We start from the raw sequence: 15,537 nt of genomic DNA, 5'->3' as shown, positions 1-15,537 counted from the left end.
ACCAATGCGCATCGCATTCCAATGTGGGAGCGAGCCTGCTCGCGATTGCAGTCGACTCGGTTTCAAGTCAACCGAGGGCCGTTTTCTCCAGGTGTTCAAGGATGATCGGATACACATCGACCACCGCGTTCTTGCCGAACATGCAATCGATATGGCCGTAACCCGGCACCACATGCCGGCTGTAGCGTTCCGGTCCGTGCTTCTCACAAACCCGCTGATAGGTCTTGAGCGTGCTCTCCGGCAAATAACACTGGTTGTCGGCGCCGCTGATAAAACAGATAGGCATAGTCAGCCGATCAAAGTGCGGCATGTACACGTCGTGCCCTTTGAAATCCACCAGATGCCCTTTGCGCACGATCAGCGCCAGGTGCTCGAAGGTCTCGATGTTCGACTCGCCGAACAGCTCGTGCAGGTTGTCGTGCAGCGTTTCATTGAGGGTGTCGTGGCGATACAGCGAGGCGTACATGAAGGTGATGCGGTGACACACCGGGTTGGTGCAATAGCCCTGGGCTTCGATCCGCGCGTAGCCGTTGAGCGCCTTGTCGTAGAGCCGGTTGAACCAGTTCTCCTTGCTGTCGGCGTAGGCGGTCATGGATTTGATGCCGATCGCGTCGAGCATTCCCGGCAAGTGCAGACCGGCCTTCAACCCCGTTGCGGTCGCGACCACCGTGTCGGCGGCAATCTGCGAGCAGACCACCGAACGCACGCCCTGCAAGCCGGCGAGCAATGACATGAAGAACGTGGTCGCGCCATAGCAATGCACCACGCACTGCACGTCCTTGGCTTTGGTTTCCTGCTGGATCTGCGCGATGGCGGCCTTGAAGTCGTACTGGGCGATCTGGTCGCCGTTCCATTCTTTCTTGCTTGCCGGCAGCAGGATGCTCACCCGAAAATCCAGCAGCCACACGTCGTAGTCGTGCTTGCACAGAAACTCGAGCAGGTTGGTCTGGATCGTATCGGTGGAAAAGATATTCGAGCCCACCCCCAGACCATGTACCAGCATCACCGGGCCTTTGCTGCCGGCCTGATAACGGGTCAGACGCAACTGCACGCCATCTTCGGTGGAGAAGAAATGCACGGCCGGCGTCGGCGCATCCAGTGGCCGTTTCAGCCGTGGCGGCGCGTCGGGGTTGAAGTATTTGTCACCGGCGAACACTCCACCGTAACTCTCCCAGAGAATCCCGGCGAAGAACTTGCCGAACCGCGCCAGCCCTTCGATGCGCTCACGCTCGTTGCGCGCATTGAGGACTTTCATGGTGGTCATCTGCTTGGCGAAATCGGTCGGTTTGATGTGCATCACTCCGGAGCCGATCACCTCGCCGGTCTTGTCCGGCCCGCGATACAGCGTGACGTAGAGGGTGCTGGTGTCATGCCAGATATTCAGCACGCCGTTGTCTTCCGGCACGGTCTTGAAGGCGCTGAAGAAGTAGTCGTTGCCGTCCTCGGCGGTCAGTTTCATGTCGTACTTCATGTGGCGCGTATCGACCTGCTGTTCGAATTGCTCGAACAGGTTGAACACACCGTTGCTGGCGGTCAGCGGTTCTGGCGACAGCGCCGGAGCGATCACCGTGCCGACGATGGTCGCGGCGTGTTCCGGCTCCTTGATCATCCGGTTGAGGTCGTTGGCGGTGATGGTCAGGGTGAAGTCGATCGGCGAGTTGTCCGCCTCGCCGCGTTTGGCGGCCGCCTCGTAAACCTTCAGGTCGGTGCTTTGCGCGGCGGTGAAAGCGCGGGAGAAGTAGCCTTTCATGGTTTCAGTGAACTGCACGCCAAGGGTCGGCGGCGCGGTCTGTTTGCGCGGCGCCGATGGCAGCGTGTAGTCGATCGTCCAGCCTCGGTCTGCCGCCAGCAGGCCCATGTTGCGCTCGCTCACGGCGGAGATGGTCAGCAGCGGATTGACCGCCAGTGACGTCGGGATCACCGCACCGTCGGTCACGTACAGGTTGGCGTAGACATCGGTGCCACTGGCACCGCTGAACACCTGGCCTTTGTGATTGACCACACCTTGCGCAGCGTCTTCACCCATCACGCAACCACCGAGCGGATGCACCGAGACGATGCTGTGCTTGAGCAGCTTGGTCCAGATCGGATTCTCGACCCAGATCCCGCCCAGGGCCTTGGTGCTCTGGTACAGGCGTTGGTTGCCGATCTTGAAGTTTTCCTGCTCGCCGACACCCGGCCAGTCGATGCGCAGTTGATCCTTGCTGTCGAGAACCATGCGTCCCTGACCGCTGTCGTGGCTCATGATCAGATAGGTCTGCATGTTGTGCAGTGCCCCGTGATACGGGCCGCGCAGGAAGCTTTCGGCTTCGCGCTCCTTGTACTTCACCTTGCCGCTGAAGCTGTCGTCGGTGGGCTTGCCGATCATCTCGGCGAACCCGGCCATCGCCGGCACCATCGGCCGGCCTAGAGCGCCGGGGATCGAGCCTTCCTCGATGACCATGCGACTGCTGCGGTCACCCTCGGTGCGCATGTCGATGATCGAGGTGATGCACGGGCCGACCGGTTGCAGTTCCTTGGCCGAATGCGCGCCGAAACCGATGCCGTTGATGGTCTGCTCACAGTTGTGGCCGAAGCCGAGGATGTCGCCGTTGCCGCTCATGTTCTCGCCGAGCTGGCCGGACATCACCAGACCTTTGTCCCGTGAGCGCAGCAGAATTTCGGTAGAGCCGAGGGTGCCGGCGGAGACCACGACGATGTCGGCTTTCACAAACAGCGTCGGCGCGTCGAATTTCTCGCGACCGCTGTCCAGATACTGGAAGTGCACGATCCAGCCATTGCCGTCGCGCTCCAGATGCCGCACCTGGGCCTGACAGAAAATCTCCGCGCCGTGATTGGTGGCGTCCGGCAGGTAGTTCATCAGCGTGGTGTTCTTGGCCTTGTTGTTACAGCCCGAAACGCAGTCGCCACAGTGGTTGCACGGCAGTTGCTCGACGCCGACGTGGTTGAGGTTGTTCGGCAGTTTGTCGAAGGTCACGTTGATCGGCGGCTTGTAGAAGTGCGCGCCTTGCTTGAGGAAGTCTGCCGATTTTTTGTTGGCATCGAGTTTCGGCAGGTTCGGCGCGGTGCTCGGGTAGGGATTGGGTTTGAGCATCTCCCGGGCTTTTTCGTAACCCGCCTTGAGCAAGCCGTCGTGGTCCTCGCGCACAGCCAATGGCCAGCGCGGATCCTGGAATACCTCATCGGTCGGCTCGAGGGAAACGTTGGCATTGATCAGCGATGTGCCGCCGAGGCCGCAACCGACCACCACGTTCTGCTGCGCGTTGACGTGCAGGTCGAACAACCCGGTGCGCGAGCCGATGTGGCCGTCCGGATCGTGTACCTGCAACTCTTCGGTCGCGGCGATCATGGTGTTGGGGTATTCGCCGGGCTGGATCTCCCGACCGCGTTCCAGCAGACAGACCCTTTTACCGGCCCGGGACAGGCGCGACGCGGCAATGCCGCCGCCGTACCCGGAGCCGATGACGATCACATCGTAGTGTTCCTTGATTTCGCTGATGGGCGTTGCGATCCGTGTCATGAGGTGGTTCCTCTCTCAGGCAGATGGGGCAACTCTGCGGTTGCCTGCAATCGATGGGCGAACGGGCACCTGGCCTTCGGGTAATCCCGACGGCAGTACAGCGGTTTGGGCAGGAATCAGGCGCTACAGACGGGCGTGCTGATTGGCGGCACGACGCAACGTGCGCTTGCGCGGCGAAGGTGCCGGCAGAGCACGGAGCGTGCAGGGATTGAGGGGTAAGCGGTGGGGCCGGATATCCATCACGCGTTCTCCCTGAACCAGATGTGGATAAGTGACAGCTGTCCTTGTGCCATTGCAGTGAAGACAGGCACCGGATCGAAGTCAAGGCAGCCTCTTAGAACTGTATGAAATCTGATCAATCGCCTTTTGGACTAAGCCCGCCGGGGGTTGCAGGGTTTGGCGAACAAGTTATCCACATAGCCACCCACAGCTAATGGGGACAACTGTGGATGATCTGGAAAAATAATCGCGGTTTTGTGAAGAAAAACCGTGACTTATCCAGAAGCAGGGTTTCCATTAGCGATTGAGTGTTTTTTGATCAAGTCGCTACATGGCACGGATTACGTGGCTTGCAGAGGATGGCGAACACCTTATCCACAGAAGCGCCAACAGAGTTCGGGGGTAACTTGGCGGATGCTGTGGAAAAGCGCTGGGGGCGTTGATAAATCGGGGTTTTCGTGGGGATCGGTGGTTTAAAAAGCTGAATTGAACGTTTTTTGATCAGACCCTTGTAAGCCACGGTTTATCTGGCTCTTAGCGGATAGCGAACATCTTATCCACAGAAGCGCCAACAGAGATTGGGGGCAAGTCCGGGAGTTGTTCTGGAGAAAAACTCAGAAAAAACCGCTAGTTAGACTGGTTGTTTTTTGATCTGGGGGCTGGAGAGCTTGATTGGCGTGGGGTGCAGGGAGGGGCGAACACGTTATCCACAGATCCGCCAACAGAGATTGGGGGTAAGTAACAGATTGTGGAGGGCCGCTGCCCTCACCCCAGCCCTCTCCCGAAGGGAGAGGGCTGGGGTGGTGATCTCGCGGGATACATCGACCTGAGCGTTTACCGCGACCTCAGGTTTAATCAAGCTAACGCCATATCAAGTGGTTAATGCTTGGCGAACCAAGGTCACCGCTCTGGTCGCAGGTCGATGTAAATGGCCAATACTTCTCGGTCAGTCCCCTCTCCCCCCGGGAGAGGGCTAGGGTGAGGGGGCCTCTAGCGGACAACACCCTCTTCAATCAGCAACTTCAAAATCGCTTCCGCACCAGCCTGCGCCGACACGCCCTTAAGCACTTGCCCACCACCGCCACTGGCCTTGGCCGTCGCCGCCTTCATCCGGTCCGCCCCGCTCTTGGCCTTGATCACCTTCAACCGTTTCGGCCGGGGCTTGGCCGGTTGCAGGGTCGCCACCGCGAGCAGTTCGTCATCCACCACTTCCACGTCTTTCGCCTGAAGAACACCACGCCGCGCCGGACCGTAAGCACTCTGCCGAGGCTTGGGCGCAGCGTTATCCACAGTCGCCAGAAACGGCAGGCGCACCTTCAACCGGCGCCGCTGCCCGCGAGGCAACGCTTGCAGCACCAGCGCCGAGCCGTCGTTGATCGACTCGACCTGCGCCAGACCCACCACCAGCGGCCAGCCCAGTCCTTCGGCCAGCAGAAACGGCAGCATCCCCGAACCTTCTCCGGTTTCCGCCTGACTGCCGGTCAGTACGACTTGCGCGCCAGCATCACGCAGATAGTCGGTCAACGCCGGCAGCGCATCGGCGCCCGTCGGTTGTTCCAGCACATGCATCTGCGCAAGCCCCATGCCCAGATAGGCGCGCAGCGCCGGTTCCGCGATGTCGCCGGCGTGCAGCACTTGCAGGTTATCCCCCGCCAGTTGCAGGCCGAGCTCCACCGCACGGGCGTCCTGATCGGCGCGGCGTGGGCGGCCGGAAGTCGGGTGGGCGCCGATTGAAACCAGACTGATGATCTTTGTGCTCATAACCGTTCCTTAAGCCGCATCGCGCTTGGCTTCGTTGCGGTAAGCCTCTACCGCCGCGATCAAGGCCTGAAGAATTTCCGCGCTTTCGCCGATCACCGACAGGTCGGCACGCTTGATCATGTCGCAACCCGGATCGAGGTTGATCGCCACCACTTTGTCGCAGGCACCGATGCCCTGCAGGTGCTGGATCGCCCCGGAAATCCCCACGGCCACGTATACCCGCGCCGTAACCCAGGTGCCGGACGCGCCGACCTGACGGTCGCGGGCCATGAAGCCGTCGTCCACTGCCACCCGCGAGGCGCCTTCGGTGGCGCCGAGAGCGGCGGCGGTCCTGTGGAAAAGCTCCCAGTCCTTGACCCCGTTGCCGCCGGAGAAGATGAACTCGGCCTCGGCCATCGGAATCGCCGCCGGATCCACCGCTACCGCACCCAGATCCTCAATCCGCGACAGGCTGCGCGCGACGGGTGTGGATAACTCCACCGGCAGCGCTTCGTGACGGGTTTCGCTGACCGGTTCCGCACATTCGGCGGACGCCAGAATCAACCGCGCCACCGGGCGGGCCAGATCCTGCAGACCGGCACCGGCGCGGCCGATGCACTCCTGATCCTTGACCTGCCACACCCGTGTCGCCGGGCGTTCACCCAGTGCGGCAGCAAAGCGCCGCCCGAGTTCGCCGCCACCGCTGCGGCTGTCCGGCAGCAGCCAGTGACGCGGGTTGAACTGGTTATCCACAGCCCGCAGGCCCTGGATCCGTTGCTCCGGTGCATAACCGCTGAATTCTTCGCCTTCCAGCACCAGCAAGCGGTCAACGCCTGCGGTGGCGAAAGCGTTTTCCTTGTGCTCACCGAACACCACGGCCAGCACCGCGCCGTCGCTGCCGGCCAGCTGATGAGCCAGACCGAGCAGGTCACGGTCGTGGCTGCTCAGACGACCACCGACCATGTCCGGAACCACGCTGATGTAGAACGCCGGGGCCGGCACCTGATGCAGCGGCAATTGCACTTCGACCGCGGCCGAGCGTTTGACCGCCCCGCCCTGTTGAGCGCCGCTGCGGTCGATGCGCTTGATGCCGTTCGGTCCGATGAAGCCGATGCCGTGCAAGTTCTTGCGGATGATCCCGTTGGGGCCCATCCAGCTGTGTTGCGCCGGTTGCATGGCCGCGTGCAGCGGGTGCAGGCGGTTGCGTGCGATCCATTCGGCGCGGGGGTCGCGGCGGATAATGTCGCTCATCAGTGGGCCTCCGCAGGTTCACGTTTGGCCGGGGTGGCGGGCTTGTTCGGCGCGGCGTCTTCGAGCAGCGCGTCGGCCACCAGTTCGGCAATGTCCTTGATCAGCGGACGCGGTTCGACCACGCCTTCGAGCATCGCCGTGCATTGTGGACAACCCACGGCTACCAGCTCGGCGCCGGTCTCGCGGATGTCTTCCATGCGCATGTCGGGGATCCGCTGCTTGCCCGGAATGTCAGTGATCGGCGCCCCGCCACCGCCGCCGCAGCAGCGTGAACGGAAGCCGGAACGTTGCATTTCCTTGATCTCGATGCCGAGCGCGCGCAGCACTTCGCGCGGCGCTTCGTACTCGCCGTTGTAGCGGCCGAGGTAGCACGGATCGTGGTAGGTCACGCTGTTGCCTTTGTGCTGACCGAGGTTCAGCGCGCCGGCCTGAATGATTTCCGCCAGATAAGTGCTGTGGTGCTGCACGAGGTAGTTGCCATCGAACGCGCCGTACTCGTTTTTCAACACGTGGAAGCTGTGCGGATCGCAGGTGACGATGCGGTTGAAGCTGTATTTGGCCAGGGTCTGGATATTGCGTTTGGCGAGCAACTGGAAAGTCGCTTCATCACCCAGACGTCGGGCCACGTCGCCGCTGTCGCGTTCTTCCAGCCCCAGTACCGCGAAGTCGACCTTGGCCGCTTTCAGCACTTTGACGAACGCCCGCAGAGTACGCTGGTTGCGCATGTCGAAGGCGCCGTCACCGACCCAGAACAGCACGTCGGTGGACTTCTTCTCGCTGAGCAGGTTGAGGTTCAGGTCGGCCGCCCAGTTCATCCGTCCGCCCGGGGCAAAACCGCCAGGGTTGTCGGTGGCAATCAGGTTTTCCAGGACTTCGGCGCCCTTGTTCGGGGTCGCGCCTTTTTCCAGGGTCAGGTGGCGGCGCATGTCGACGATGGCATCGACGTGCTCGATCATCATCGGGCATTCCTCGACGCAGGCGCGGCAGGTGGTGCACGACCACAGGGTTTCGGCATCGACCAGACCGTTGACGATCGGTTGATGCGGATTGCCGCTGTGTTCGCCCACCGGTTTGCCCGGATACGGGCTGCCGGCAAACTTGGCATCGGTGCCGCCAGCAAGGCCGACCACCATGTCCTGAATCAGTTTTTTCGGGTTCAACGGCTGGCCGGCGGCGAACGCCGGGCACGCGGCTTCGCACTTGCCGCACTGCACGCAGGCGTCGAAACCGAGCAATTGGTTCCAGGTGAAATCCTTGGGCTTCTCCACGCCCAGCGGCGCGGTTGGATCATTCAGATCCAGCGGTTTCAAACCGGTCGAACGGCCGCCGCCAAAGCGTTCGGCGCGACGGTGCCAGGCCAGGTGCAGGGCACCGGCGAAGGCGTGTTTCATCGGGCCGCCCCAGGTCATGCCGAAGAACAGTTCCGACACGCCCCACAACACACCGATGCCGAGAATCGCTGCGAGCACCCAGCCGCCGAAGTTCTCCGGCAGGATCCCGGCCACCGGCAAGGTCACCAGGAAGAACGAGGCCGAGAACGCCAGCAGGCTTTTCGGCAGGCGCATCCACGGGCCTTTCGACAGCCGCGCCGGCGGGTTGAGCCGGCGCCGATAAACGAAGATCGCGCCGACGAACATCACCGCCGTCATCAGCAGCAACGCGTAGCCGAGAATGCGGTTATGCAGGCCGAAACCGTGCACCAGAATCGCCAGCACGATCGACGCCACCGCACCGCCCGCCGTGGCGACGTGGGTGTTGGCGATGTATTTGTCCCGCGCCACCACGTGGTGCAGATCGACCATGTAACGCTTGGGCATGGCGAACAGGCCGCCGATCAGATCGACCTTCGAGGCCCGGCCCCGGCGCCACATGGCCACCCGCCGCAACGCTCCCAGCACCGCGAGGGCCAGGGCTGCGAACAACAGGATTGGAAGAAGGGTGTTCAACATGGTGAAGCTCCCACCAGTACAGCCTGGAGAAACACGTTCGGCGTGTTCCTGTGGGAGCGAGCTTGCTCGCGAAAGCGCCGGGTCAGTCGATGCAACGGTGACTGACAGAATGCATTCGCGGGCAAGCCCGCTCCCACAGGGTCTTGTGCAAGCTTTTAGAAATCCTTGCAGAGGCGCAGGGCGTCGTAGATGGCGGCGTGGGTATTACGCTGCGCCACGCAGTCACCGATGCGGAACAGCAAGTAACCGTCGCCGGTGCTGCTCAACGAAGGTTGCGGCTGGATCGCGAACAGCGCCTCGACGTCGATCTGGCCCTTGTTGCGCGAGCCGTCCTTGAGGGCGTAGTAGATTTCCTCGTCCGGGCGCACGCCGTTCTCGACGACCACCTGATCCACCACCCGCTCCTCTTTGGCGCCGGTGTATTCGTTTTCCAACACCGCGACCAGCTTGTCACCTTCGCGGTAGACCTTCTCCAGCATCATGTCGCCGGTCATGATCACTTCTTTCGGGTACATGCTGCGGTAGTAGGTCGGGAACGACGTACCGCCGATGGCCACGCCCGGCTTGATGTCGTCGGTGACGATCTCGACCTGGCTGCCCTTGTCGGCGAGGAAGTCGGCCACCGACATCCCGGTGAACTCGCAGATGGTGTCGTAGACCAGCACGTTCTTGCCCGGCGCGACCTTGCCGTCGAGCACGTCCCAGCTGCTGACGACCAGCCCTTCGGCGGCGCCCCAGTGTTCGTTCTGTTCCAGGTACGGATGCCCGCCAACGGCCAGCACCACGATGTCCGGACGCAGGTCCATGATGGTGTCGGCGTCCGCCGCAGTGCCCAGGCGCAGATCAACTTTCAGGCGCGCCAATTCCAGCTGGAACCAGCGGGTGATACCGGAAATCTGGTCACGCTGCGGCGCTTTCGAGGCGGTGGTGATTTGCCCGCCGATGAATTCCTTCTTCTCGAACAGGGTCACGTCGTGGCCACGTTCGGCCGCCACACGGGCCGCTTCCATCCCCGCCGGGCCGGCACCGACGATCACCACCTTGCGTTTCGGCCCGGTGGATTTCTCGATGATGTGCGGCACGCCCATGTATTCACGGGAGGTCGCGGCGTTCTGGATGCACAGCACGTCCAGACCCTGGTACTGACGGTCGATGCAATAGTTGGCGCCGACGCACTGCTTGATCTGGTCGATCTGGCCCATCTTGATCTTGGCGATCAGGTGCGGGTCGGCGATGTGGGCGCGGGTCATGCCGACCATGTCGACGTAACCGCCCTCCAGAATCCGCGTGGCCTGGTTCGGGTCCTTGATGTTCTGCGCGTGGAGCACCGGAACCTTGACCACTTCCTTGATCCCGGCCGCCAGGTGCAGGAACGGCTCCGGCGGATAACTCATGTTCGGAATCACGTTGGCCAGGGTGTTGTGGGTATCGCAACCCGAGCCGACGACGCCGATGAAATCGAGCATGCCGGTGTCGTCGTAATACTTGGCGATCTGCTTCATGTCTTCGTGGGACAGACCGTCCGGGTGGAACTCGTCACCGCAGATGCGCATGCCGACGCAGAAGTCGTCACCGACTTCGGCACGCACGGCTTTCAAGACTTCCAGACCGAACTTCATCCGGCCCTCGAAAGTGCCGCCCCATTCGTCGGTCCGCTTGTTGACGCGCGGGCTCCAGAACTGGTCGATCATGTGCTGGTGCACGGCCGACAGTTCGACCCCGTCCAGGCCACCGGCCTTGGCGCGGCGCGCGGCTTGCGCGTAGTTGCCGATCACCCGCCAGATTTCTTCCGGCTCGATGGTCTTGCAGGTGGCGCGGTGCACCGGTTCGCGGATGCCCGACGGCGACATCAGGGTCGGCCAGTGGAAACCGTCCCAACGGGAGCGACGGCCCATGTGGGTAATCTGGATCATGATCTTGGCACCATGCTTGTGCATGGCGTCGGCGAGATTCTGGAAGTGCGGGATGATCCGGTCGGTGGACAGGTTCACCGAACTCCACCATTGCTGCGGGCTGTCGATCGCCACCACGGACGAACCGCCACAGATCGCCAGGCCGATGCCGCCCTTGGCTTTCTCTTCGTAATACTTGACGTACCGCTCGGTGGTCATGCCGCCGTCGGTCGCGTAGACCTCGGCGTGCGCGGTGCTGAGCACGCGGTTGCGGATGGTCAGTTTGCCGATCTGGATCGGCTGGAACATTGCTTCGAAAGCCATGGCGGGTTCCTCGACTTACAACGGCTTGACGGTGAACAGGCCGTCGTCGTGGCCTTCTTCGGAGCCACCGTAAACCTGCTCGGCCACGGTGCGGATCTGGCTGCCGCGCGCGGCGAGAATCTGGTCCATGGCACCGGCAAACCAGCCGGTGAACATGTAGTCGACCTTGCGCCCGACCTTGCCGTAGACGTAGACGAACGCCGAGTGTTCGAGCTTGACGCTGGCGGTGCCTTTGTCGAGGTCGATGTCCTGGATCTTGAACAGGCCCCAGCCGCGCTGCGACAGGCGCTTCATGTAGTGTTCGAACACCGCGACGCCTTCCAGGCCGTGGCACTCGGCTTCTTTTTCACACCAGTGCCAGGCGGATTTGTAGCCGGCCTTGTAGAGGATTTCGGCATAGGCGTCAGCGCCCAGCACTTCCTCGATGCCCATGTGGTTGTTGACGAAGAAATGGCGCGGCACGTACAGCATTGGCAGGGCGTCGGAGGTCCAGACACCGGTCTCGCTGTCGACTTCGATTGGCAATTGCGGGGCGATCTTGGCCATGGAAACTTAACTCCAGAAAAATTTTGGTGTTGCCCCCGGCGCGGACGGCCGGGGGAAAGTATTCGGGAAGCGGCGGCTTATTCGCCCCAGACGTCTTTCAGGACGTTCACCCAGTTTTCGCCCATGATCTTGCGCACCACGCGCTCGGAGTGGCCGCGCTTGAGCAGGGTTTCGGTCAGGTTCGGGAACTCGCCGACGGTGCGGATGCCCAGCGGGTTGATGATCTTGCCGAAGTTGGTCAGACGGCGGGCGTAGCCCTTGTCGTGGGTCAGGTATTCGAAGAAGTCCTGGCCGTGACCCTGGGTGAAGTCGGTGCCGATGCCGATGGCGTCTTCGCCGACCAGGTTCATGGTGTATTCGATGGCTTCGGCGTAGTCGTCGATGGTCGAATCGATGCCCTTGGCCAGGAACGGCGCGAACATGGTCACGCCGACGAAACCGCCGTGGTCAGCAATAAACTTAAGCTCTTCATCGGATTTGTTGCGCGGGTGCTCTTTCAGCCCCGACGGCAGGCAGTGGGAATAGCAGACCGGTTTTTTCGATTCGAGGATGACTTCCTCGGAGGTCTTGGAGCCGACGTGGGACAGGTCGCACATGACACCGACGCGGTTCATCTCGGCGACGATTTCGCGACCGAAACCCGACAGGCCGCCGTCACGTTCGTAGCAACCGGTGCCCACCAGATTCTGGGTGTTGTAGCACATCTGCACGATGCCGACGCCGAGCTGCTTGAACACCTCGACATAGCCGATCTGGTCTTCAAACGCGTGGGCGTTCTGGAAGCCGAAGAGGATGCCGGTCTTGCCTTGCTCCTTGGCCTTGCGGATGTCGGCGGTGGTGCGGACGGGGATCACCAGGTCGCTGTTTTCACGAATCAGTTTCTGGCTGGCGGCGATGTTGTTGACCGTGGCCTGAAAGCCCTCCCACACCGACACGGTGCAGTTGGCCGCCGTCAGACCGCCCTTGCGCATGTCTTCGAACAGCTCGCGGTTCCATTTGGCAATGATCAGACCGTCGATAACGATGCTGTCGGCGTGTAATTCGGCTGGGCTCATCAGGCGTCCCCTTATTGGCGATTCATGCGCCGAATCGTCTGCCGGCGCTTTGGGGCCAGCATATGCCTCGGTGCGCGACCAGCCGGGTGCAAAAACGACAGGGGAATTGCCGAAAGCGTCAATCCGCGACAAAGGGTCGCCAACCGGTCCGACCGGCCACCTGTTCAAGCCCGCGAGCTTGAGCCAGAATCTGCCGCATCCCGGAAACACCACTGGATTAGAGCGGCGACATCAATGAAATCGATCTTCCTGGCCCTGGCCCTGATTGCGACCGGCGTACACGCCGCCGAAGAGTCCGACAACAACCCGTGCGACGCGGTGGAAAACGACATCCAGACCCTGGAATGCTCGGCCTACAGTCGCACCACCGCCGAAGACCTGCTCAAGGACAACTACGCCAGCCTGAACGAGCGCATGCAGACGGCCTACGGCAAGAACCCGGCACAACTGGCCGACATCACCGCCAAACTCAAGGCCGCCCAGCAACAATGGCTGAAAACCCGCGACGCCGACTGCGCCGTCGAAGCCTTCCCGGCGACGGACGGCAGCAAGGCGTTCAAGATTGCGCAGAATGACTGCGTGGCGCGGATGAGTGACGAGCGGTCGGAGTTTTTGGAGTCGATCGGACAGGAGTAATCGCTTATTCACCGGAGAAAGCTGGAAGTATTTTCAGCTTTCTGATGCAAAAGAACCTTTTCCCACAAAGCGTTCAGATTTGCCCCACAAAATCCTGTCTGAAGCCTCTGTTCTCGGGGCTTTTCATGAAACATAGCGTCAAGTTTTGTTTATTGGCCACCTGAAAAATATAAGCAAAGATTCGCAAATCTTATAAAAGACTTATATTCTGCCATGAACAGCATCCACTGGACTCGAAAGGCCGTTAAGCAACTCCTGAAATTGCATTCCGCTCATCAGCGTCAGGTCAGAGATGCCATCACGGTGCTTACTGACATGCCTGATGTGGGCAATGTGAAAGCACTGGTTGGTCATGACTACGCCTATCGGCTGCGTGTCGGTAATTACCGCGTCATGTTCGACTGGGATGGCGCGATCAAAGTGGTCAGTATTCAAGAGGTAAAAAAACGCGATGAACGCACTTACTGACATCCAAATCATCAATGATTCCGAGGGCAAACCCGCTTTCGTAGTCATTCCGTACGCGCAATATGTGGCGCAGAAAATGGAGCCTGACCTGATTCCCCATGAGGTGGTCAGTCGCATTGTCGACGGGGCAACTCCAATCAGGGCCTGGCGCGAACATCTCAACCTGACCCAGGAAGAAGTGGCTCGGCGAATGGGCATTTCGCAGCCGGCTTTTGCCCAGCAGGAAACCGTTGCGAAGCCGCGCAAGGCCACTCGCGAGAAGATTGCAGCGGCGTTTGGTATCACTGCCAACCAGCTTGAGCTGTAAGCTGCACCTCTTCAGCCAATCAAGGGATTCACATGAATATCTGCGGTATCGAAATCAAAGGCAGTGAAGCGATCATCGCCGTGGCGTCCCTCGACGGTTCGGGGCTGAGCCATGTGGCTCTGAGCACCAAGAAAATCGCGCTGGACGATGACGACGAGGCGGCCAACGTGAAGCTGTTCGCCGCTCAAGTGGCGTCGTTCGTGCGCGAGAACTCCATCGATCGCATCGCGATCAAGAAGCGCAGCAAGAAGGGCGAGTTTGCCGGTGGGCCGACCACGTTCAAGATCGAGGGTGTGTTTCAGTTGCTGGACGGTTGCGAGGTGACGCTGCTGTCGCCGCAGACGATCAATGCCCAGGCCAAGAAGCACAACTTTGAGCTGCCGGGCACGCTGAACAAGTATCAGCATGAAGCCTACAAGGCAGCGTGCTCGGCATTGGTGAAGAAGTAACTAGCGCGCTTTACGTGCGCTCAGCCAGTCGCCAAAGGATTTGTCTTCCAGCGCATAGCCACCACGGCTCGACTTCCACACCAGCTCCTTGTCACGCAGGGCATCGATGCAGGCCTGAATGGTCTGGGTGCCGGGCACTACGTCGCTGCCCATGTTTTCCAGTGCCTTGCCGACTGCCATGAGTGTGCTGTCAGTGAACGGTGCAAAAGGCTCGTTGTGCTGTGAGCGCTCCACCATCACCTCCAGCACGGCGCGCTGAGGGATGGTCAGGGCGTTCCAGGCGCTCTCGAACTCGCTCCACACGCCGGCGCGCAACAATTCGGCGCGGCTCTGCAGCAATTGGCCCAGATTGCTGGCCTCGCCCAGCTCCAGCGCGACTTCGCCGATGATGGTGCGCAACATTTCCGGGCGTCGCCCCACCAACTCGAAAGCGTCGTCGATATCGGCAGCGCTGAACTGGTTGGTCTCGGCCAGATGGGCGTTGAGGTGCAAGGTGTACGCCTGGGTGAACTCTTTTCCCAGCAACGGAAAGGGCGTGATGCTCGAGCCGAAAAACGGTTGGCTCTTGCCCAGTACCAGATGGGCGAGTTTCTCGCGATTGGAACCGGTGAACACCAGATGCAAACCGCTGCCCTCGCCTTCACGTCCCTGGTTGAGCTGATCCCGTGCAGCCTTCAGGGCAAACATCGCGTTGATGCCCGCTGCTGTGGTGAGTGCGTGCTGGGCCTCGTCGATCACCAACACTACGGATTTTTCCGCGGCGCTGTGGAGCAGTTCCAGCGCTTGCGTCAGGGTCGCACCGGCCGGCAGTTGCGGCTTGGTGAAATCCCAGGACAAGGTGCGCAGGAAGCTGAGTTTTTCGATGCCGATATTCTTTGCCAGTTTGCGGATGCCCTTTTCAAAGGGGACCAACGCGCCTGCAATGGCGCTGGCGATCAAGTCAGCAGGGTCTTTTTCCTTGTCGGCCCACAGGTCGACGTAAACCGTCAGCCAGCCTCGGGCCTGGCATTCCGGGATCAGGTCCTCGCGCAGAAAGGTGCTTTTGCCTGTGCGACGCGGCGCTGCCAGAAAAAGACCGGAGGTGAAATCCTGCAGACCTGCACCCACCAGACCATCGGCAACGCTGCGGGCCAGAGCGGGGCGGCGGAAAACGAAGCCGTTGTTTCGGGACATGGTTTTAC

Annotated in this window: 12 protein-coding genes; 4 read left to right on the top strand and 8 right to left on the bottom strand. The window is 61.1% G+C overall.

All coding sequences use genetic code 11. The features are described from left to right. Positions 1-67 precede the first annotated feature (67 nt). The 7 genes from ACKUG4_RS20065 to ACKUG4_RS20035 form a co-directional block, all read right to left on the bottom strand. Positions 68-3,520, bottom strand: coding sequence for a GMC family oxidoreductase N-terminal domain-containing protein (locus ACKUG4_RS20065; protein WP_445434676.1), 3,453 nt, complete (start codon positions 3,518-3,520; stop codon positions 68-70). A 1,209-nt stretch (positions 3,521-4,729) separates the two neighbouring features. Further along, a complete protein-coding gene (etfB, locus tag ACKUG4_RS20060) occupies positions 4,730-5,500 on the bottom strand; it encodes an electron transfer flavoprotein subunit beta (protein WP_445434675.1) in 771 nt (256 codons plus the stop codon). Positions 5,501-5,509: 9 nt separating this feature from the next. Next, positions 5,510-6,730 (bottom strand): electron transfer flavoprotein subunit alpha, encoded by a 1,221-nt coding sequence (gene etfA / locus ACKUG4_RS20055; protein ID WP_007959785.1) that lies wholly within the window; start codon positions 6,728-6,730, stop codon positions 5,510-5,512. Then, a complete protein-coding gene (gene dgcB / locus ACKUG4_RS20050) occupies positions 6,730-8,679 on the bottom strand; it encodes a dimethylglycine demethylation protein DgcB (protein WP_236187466.1) in 1,950 nt (649 codons plus the stop codon). The genes etfA and dgcB overlap by 1 nt, the downstream gene beginning before the upstream one ends. Positions 8,680-8,834: 155 nt before the next feature. Beyond that, positions 8,835-10,895, bottom strand: coding sequence for a dimethylglycine demethylation protein DgcA (dgcA, locus tag ACKUG4_RS20045; protein ID WP_445434674.1), 2,061 nt, complete (start codon positions 10,893-10,895; stop codon positions 8,835-8,837). Between the two features lie 15 nt (positions 10,896-10,910). Continuing rightward, positions 10,911-11,441 carry a DUF5943 domain-containing protein gene (locus ACKUG4_RS20040; protein WP_011336290.1) on the bottom strand — a complete coding sequence of 177 codons (531 nt, stop codon included), beginning with the start codon at positions 11,439-11,441 and terminating at the stop codon, positions 10,911-10,913. A gap of 77 nt (positions 11,442-11,518) precedes the next feature. After that, positions 11,519-12,496 carry a dipeptidase gene (locus tag ACKUG4_RS20035; protein WP_039768004.1) on the bottom strand — a complete coding sequence of 326 codons (978 nt, stop codon included), beginning with the start codon at positions 12,494-12,496 and terminating at the stop codon, positions 11,519-11,521. A 234-nt stretch (positions 12,497-12,730) separates the two neighbouring features. On the opposite strand from ACKUG4_RS20035, the gene ACKUG4_RS20030 reads away from it, so the two are divergent. The 4 genes from ACKUG4_RS20030 to ACKUG4_RS20015 all read left to right on the top strand — a co-directional run bounded on the left by ACKUG4_RS20030 (position 12,731) and on the right by ACKUG4_RS20015 (position 14,356). Continuing rightward, a complete protein-coding gene (locus ACKUG4_RS20030) occupies positions 12,731-13,132 on the top strand; it encodes a lysozyme inhibitor LprI family protein (protein ID WP_445434673.1) in 402 nt (133 codons plus the stop codon). A 213-nt stretch (positions 13,133-13,345) separates the two neighbouring features. Beyond that, positions 13,346-13,600 carry a type II toxin-antitoxin system RelE family toxin gene (locus ACKUG4_RS20025; protein WP_085667412.1) on the top strand — a complete coding sequence of 85 codons (255 nt, stop codon included), beginning with the start codon at positions 13,346-13,348 and terminating at the stop codon, positions 13,598-13,600. Then, on the top strand, positions 13,584-13,907 hold the full coding sequence (locus ACKUG4_RS20020; RefSeq protein WP_085608908.1) for a helix-turn-helix domain-containing protein: 324 nt from the start codon (positions 13,584-13,586) through the stop codon (positions 13,905-13,907). Before ACKUG4_RS20025 ends, ACKUG4_RS20020 begins: the two co-directional genes overlap by 17 nt. 32 nt (positions 13,908-13,939) lie before the next feature. Beyond that, positions 13,940-14,356, top strand: a complete 417-nt coding sequence (locus tag ACKUG4_RS20015; protein WP_103385382.1) for a DUF3010 family protein — start codon at positions 13,940-13,942, stop codon at positions 14,354-14,356. On the opposite strand, the gene ACKUG4_RS20010 is transcribed toward ACKUG4_RS20015, so the two are convergent. Beyond that, positions 14,357-15,529, bottom strand: coding sequence for an ATP-binding protein (locus ACKUG4_RS20010; protein WP_445434672.1), 1,173 nt, complete (start codon positions 15,527-15,529; stop codon positions 14,357-14,359). Between the last annotated feature and the right edge of the window lie 8 nt (positions 15,530-15,537).

The organism is Candidatus Pseudomonas auctus (assembly GCF_048654275.1).
Taxonomy (GTDB): domain Bacteria; phylum Pseudomonadota; class Gammaproteobacteria; order Pseudomonadales; family Pseudomonadaceae; genus Aquipseudomonas; species Aquipseudomonas pharyngis.
This window is presented reverse-complemented; position numbering and strand designations above follow the sequence as displayed.

Coding starts and splice junctions, on each gene's coding strand:
- ACKUG4_RS20020 (WP_085608908.1), top strand. CDS start 13,584: ATGAACGCACTTACTGACATCCAAATCATCAATGATTCCGAGGGCAAA.
- etfB (WP_445434675.1), bottom strand. CDS start 5,500: ATGAGCACAAAGATCATCAGTCTGGTTTCAATCGGCGCCCACCCGACT.
- ACKUG4_RS20025 (WP_085667412.1), top strand. CDS start 13,346: ATGAACAGCATCCACTGGACTCGAAAGGCCGTTAAGCAACTCCTGAAA.
- ACKUG4_RS20040 (WP_011336290.1), bottom strand. CDS start 11,441: ATGGCCAAGATCGCCCCGCAATTGCCAATCGAAGTCGACAGCGAGACC.
- ACKUG4_RS20035 (WP_039768004.1), bottom strand. CDS start 12,496: ATGAGCCCAGCCGAATTACACGCCGACAGCATCGTTATCGACGGTCTG.
- ACKUG4_RS20010 (WP_445434672.1), bottom strand. CDS start 15,529: ATGTCCCGAAACAACGGCTTCGTTTTCCGCCGCCCCGCTCTGGCCCGC.
- dgcA (WP_445434674.1), bottom strand. CDS start 10,895: ATGGCTTTCGAAGCAATGTTCCAGCCGATCCAGATCGGCAAACTGACC.
- dgcB (WP_236187466.1), bottom strand. CDS start 8,679: ATGTTGAACACCCTTCTTCCAATCCTGTTGTTCGCAGCCCTGGCCCTC.
- etfA (WP_007959785.1), bottom strand. CDS start 6,730: ATGAGCGACATTATCCGCCGCGACCCCCGCGCCGAATGGATCGCACGC.
- ACKUG4_RS20065 (WP_445434676.1), bottom strand. CDS start 3,520: ATGACACGGATCGCAACGCCCATCAGCGAAATCAAGGAACACTACGAT.
- ACKUG4_RS20015 (WP_103385382.1), top strand. CDS start 13,940: ATGAATATCTGCGGTATCGAAATCAAAGGCAGTGAAGCGATCATCGCC.
- ACKUG4_RS20030 (WP_445434673.1), top strand. CDS start 12,731: ATGAAATCGATCTTCCTGGCCCTGGCCCTGATTGCGACCGGCGTACAC.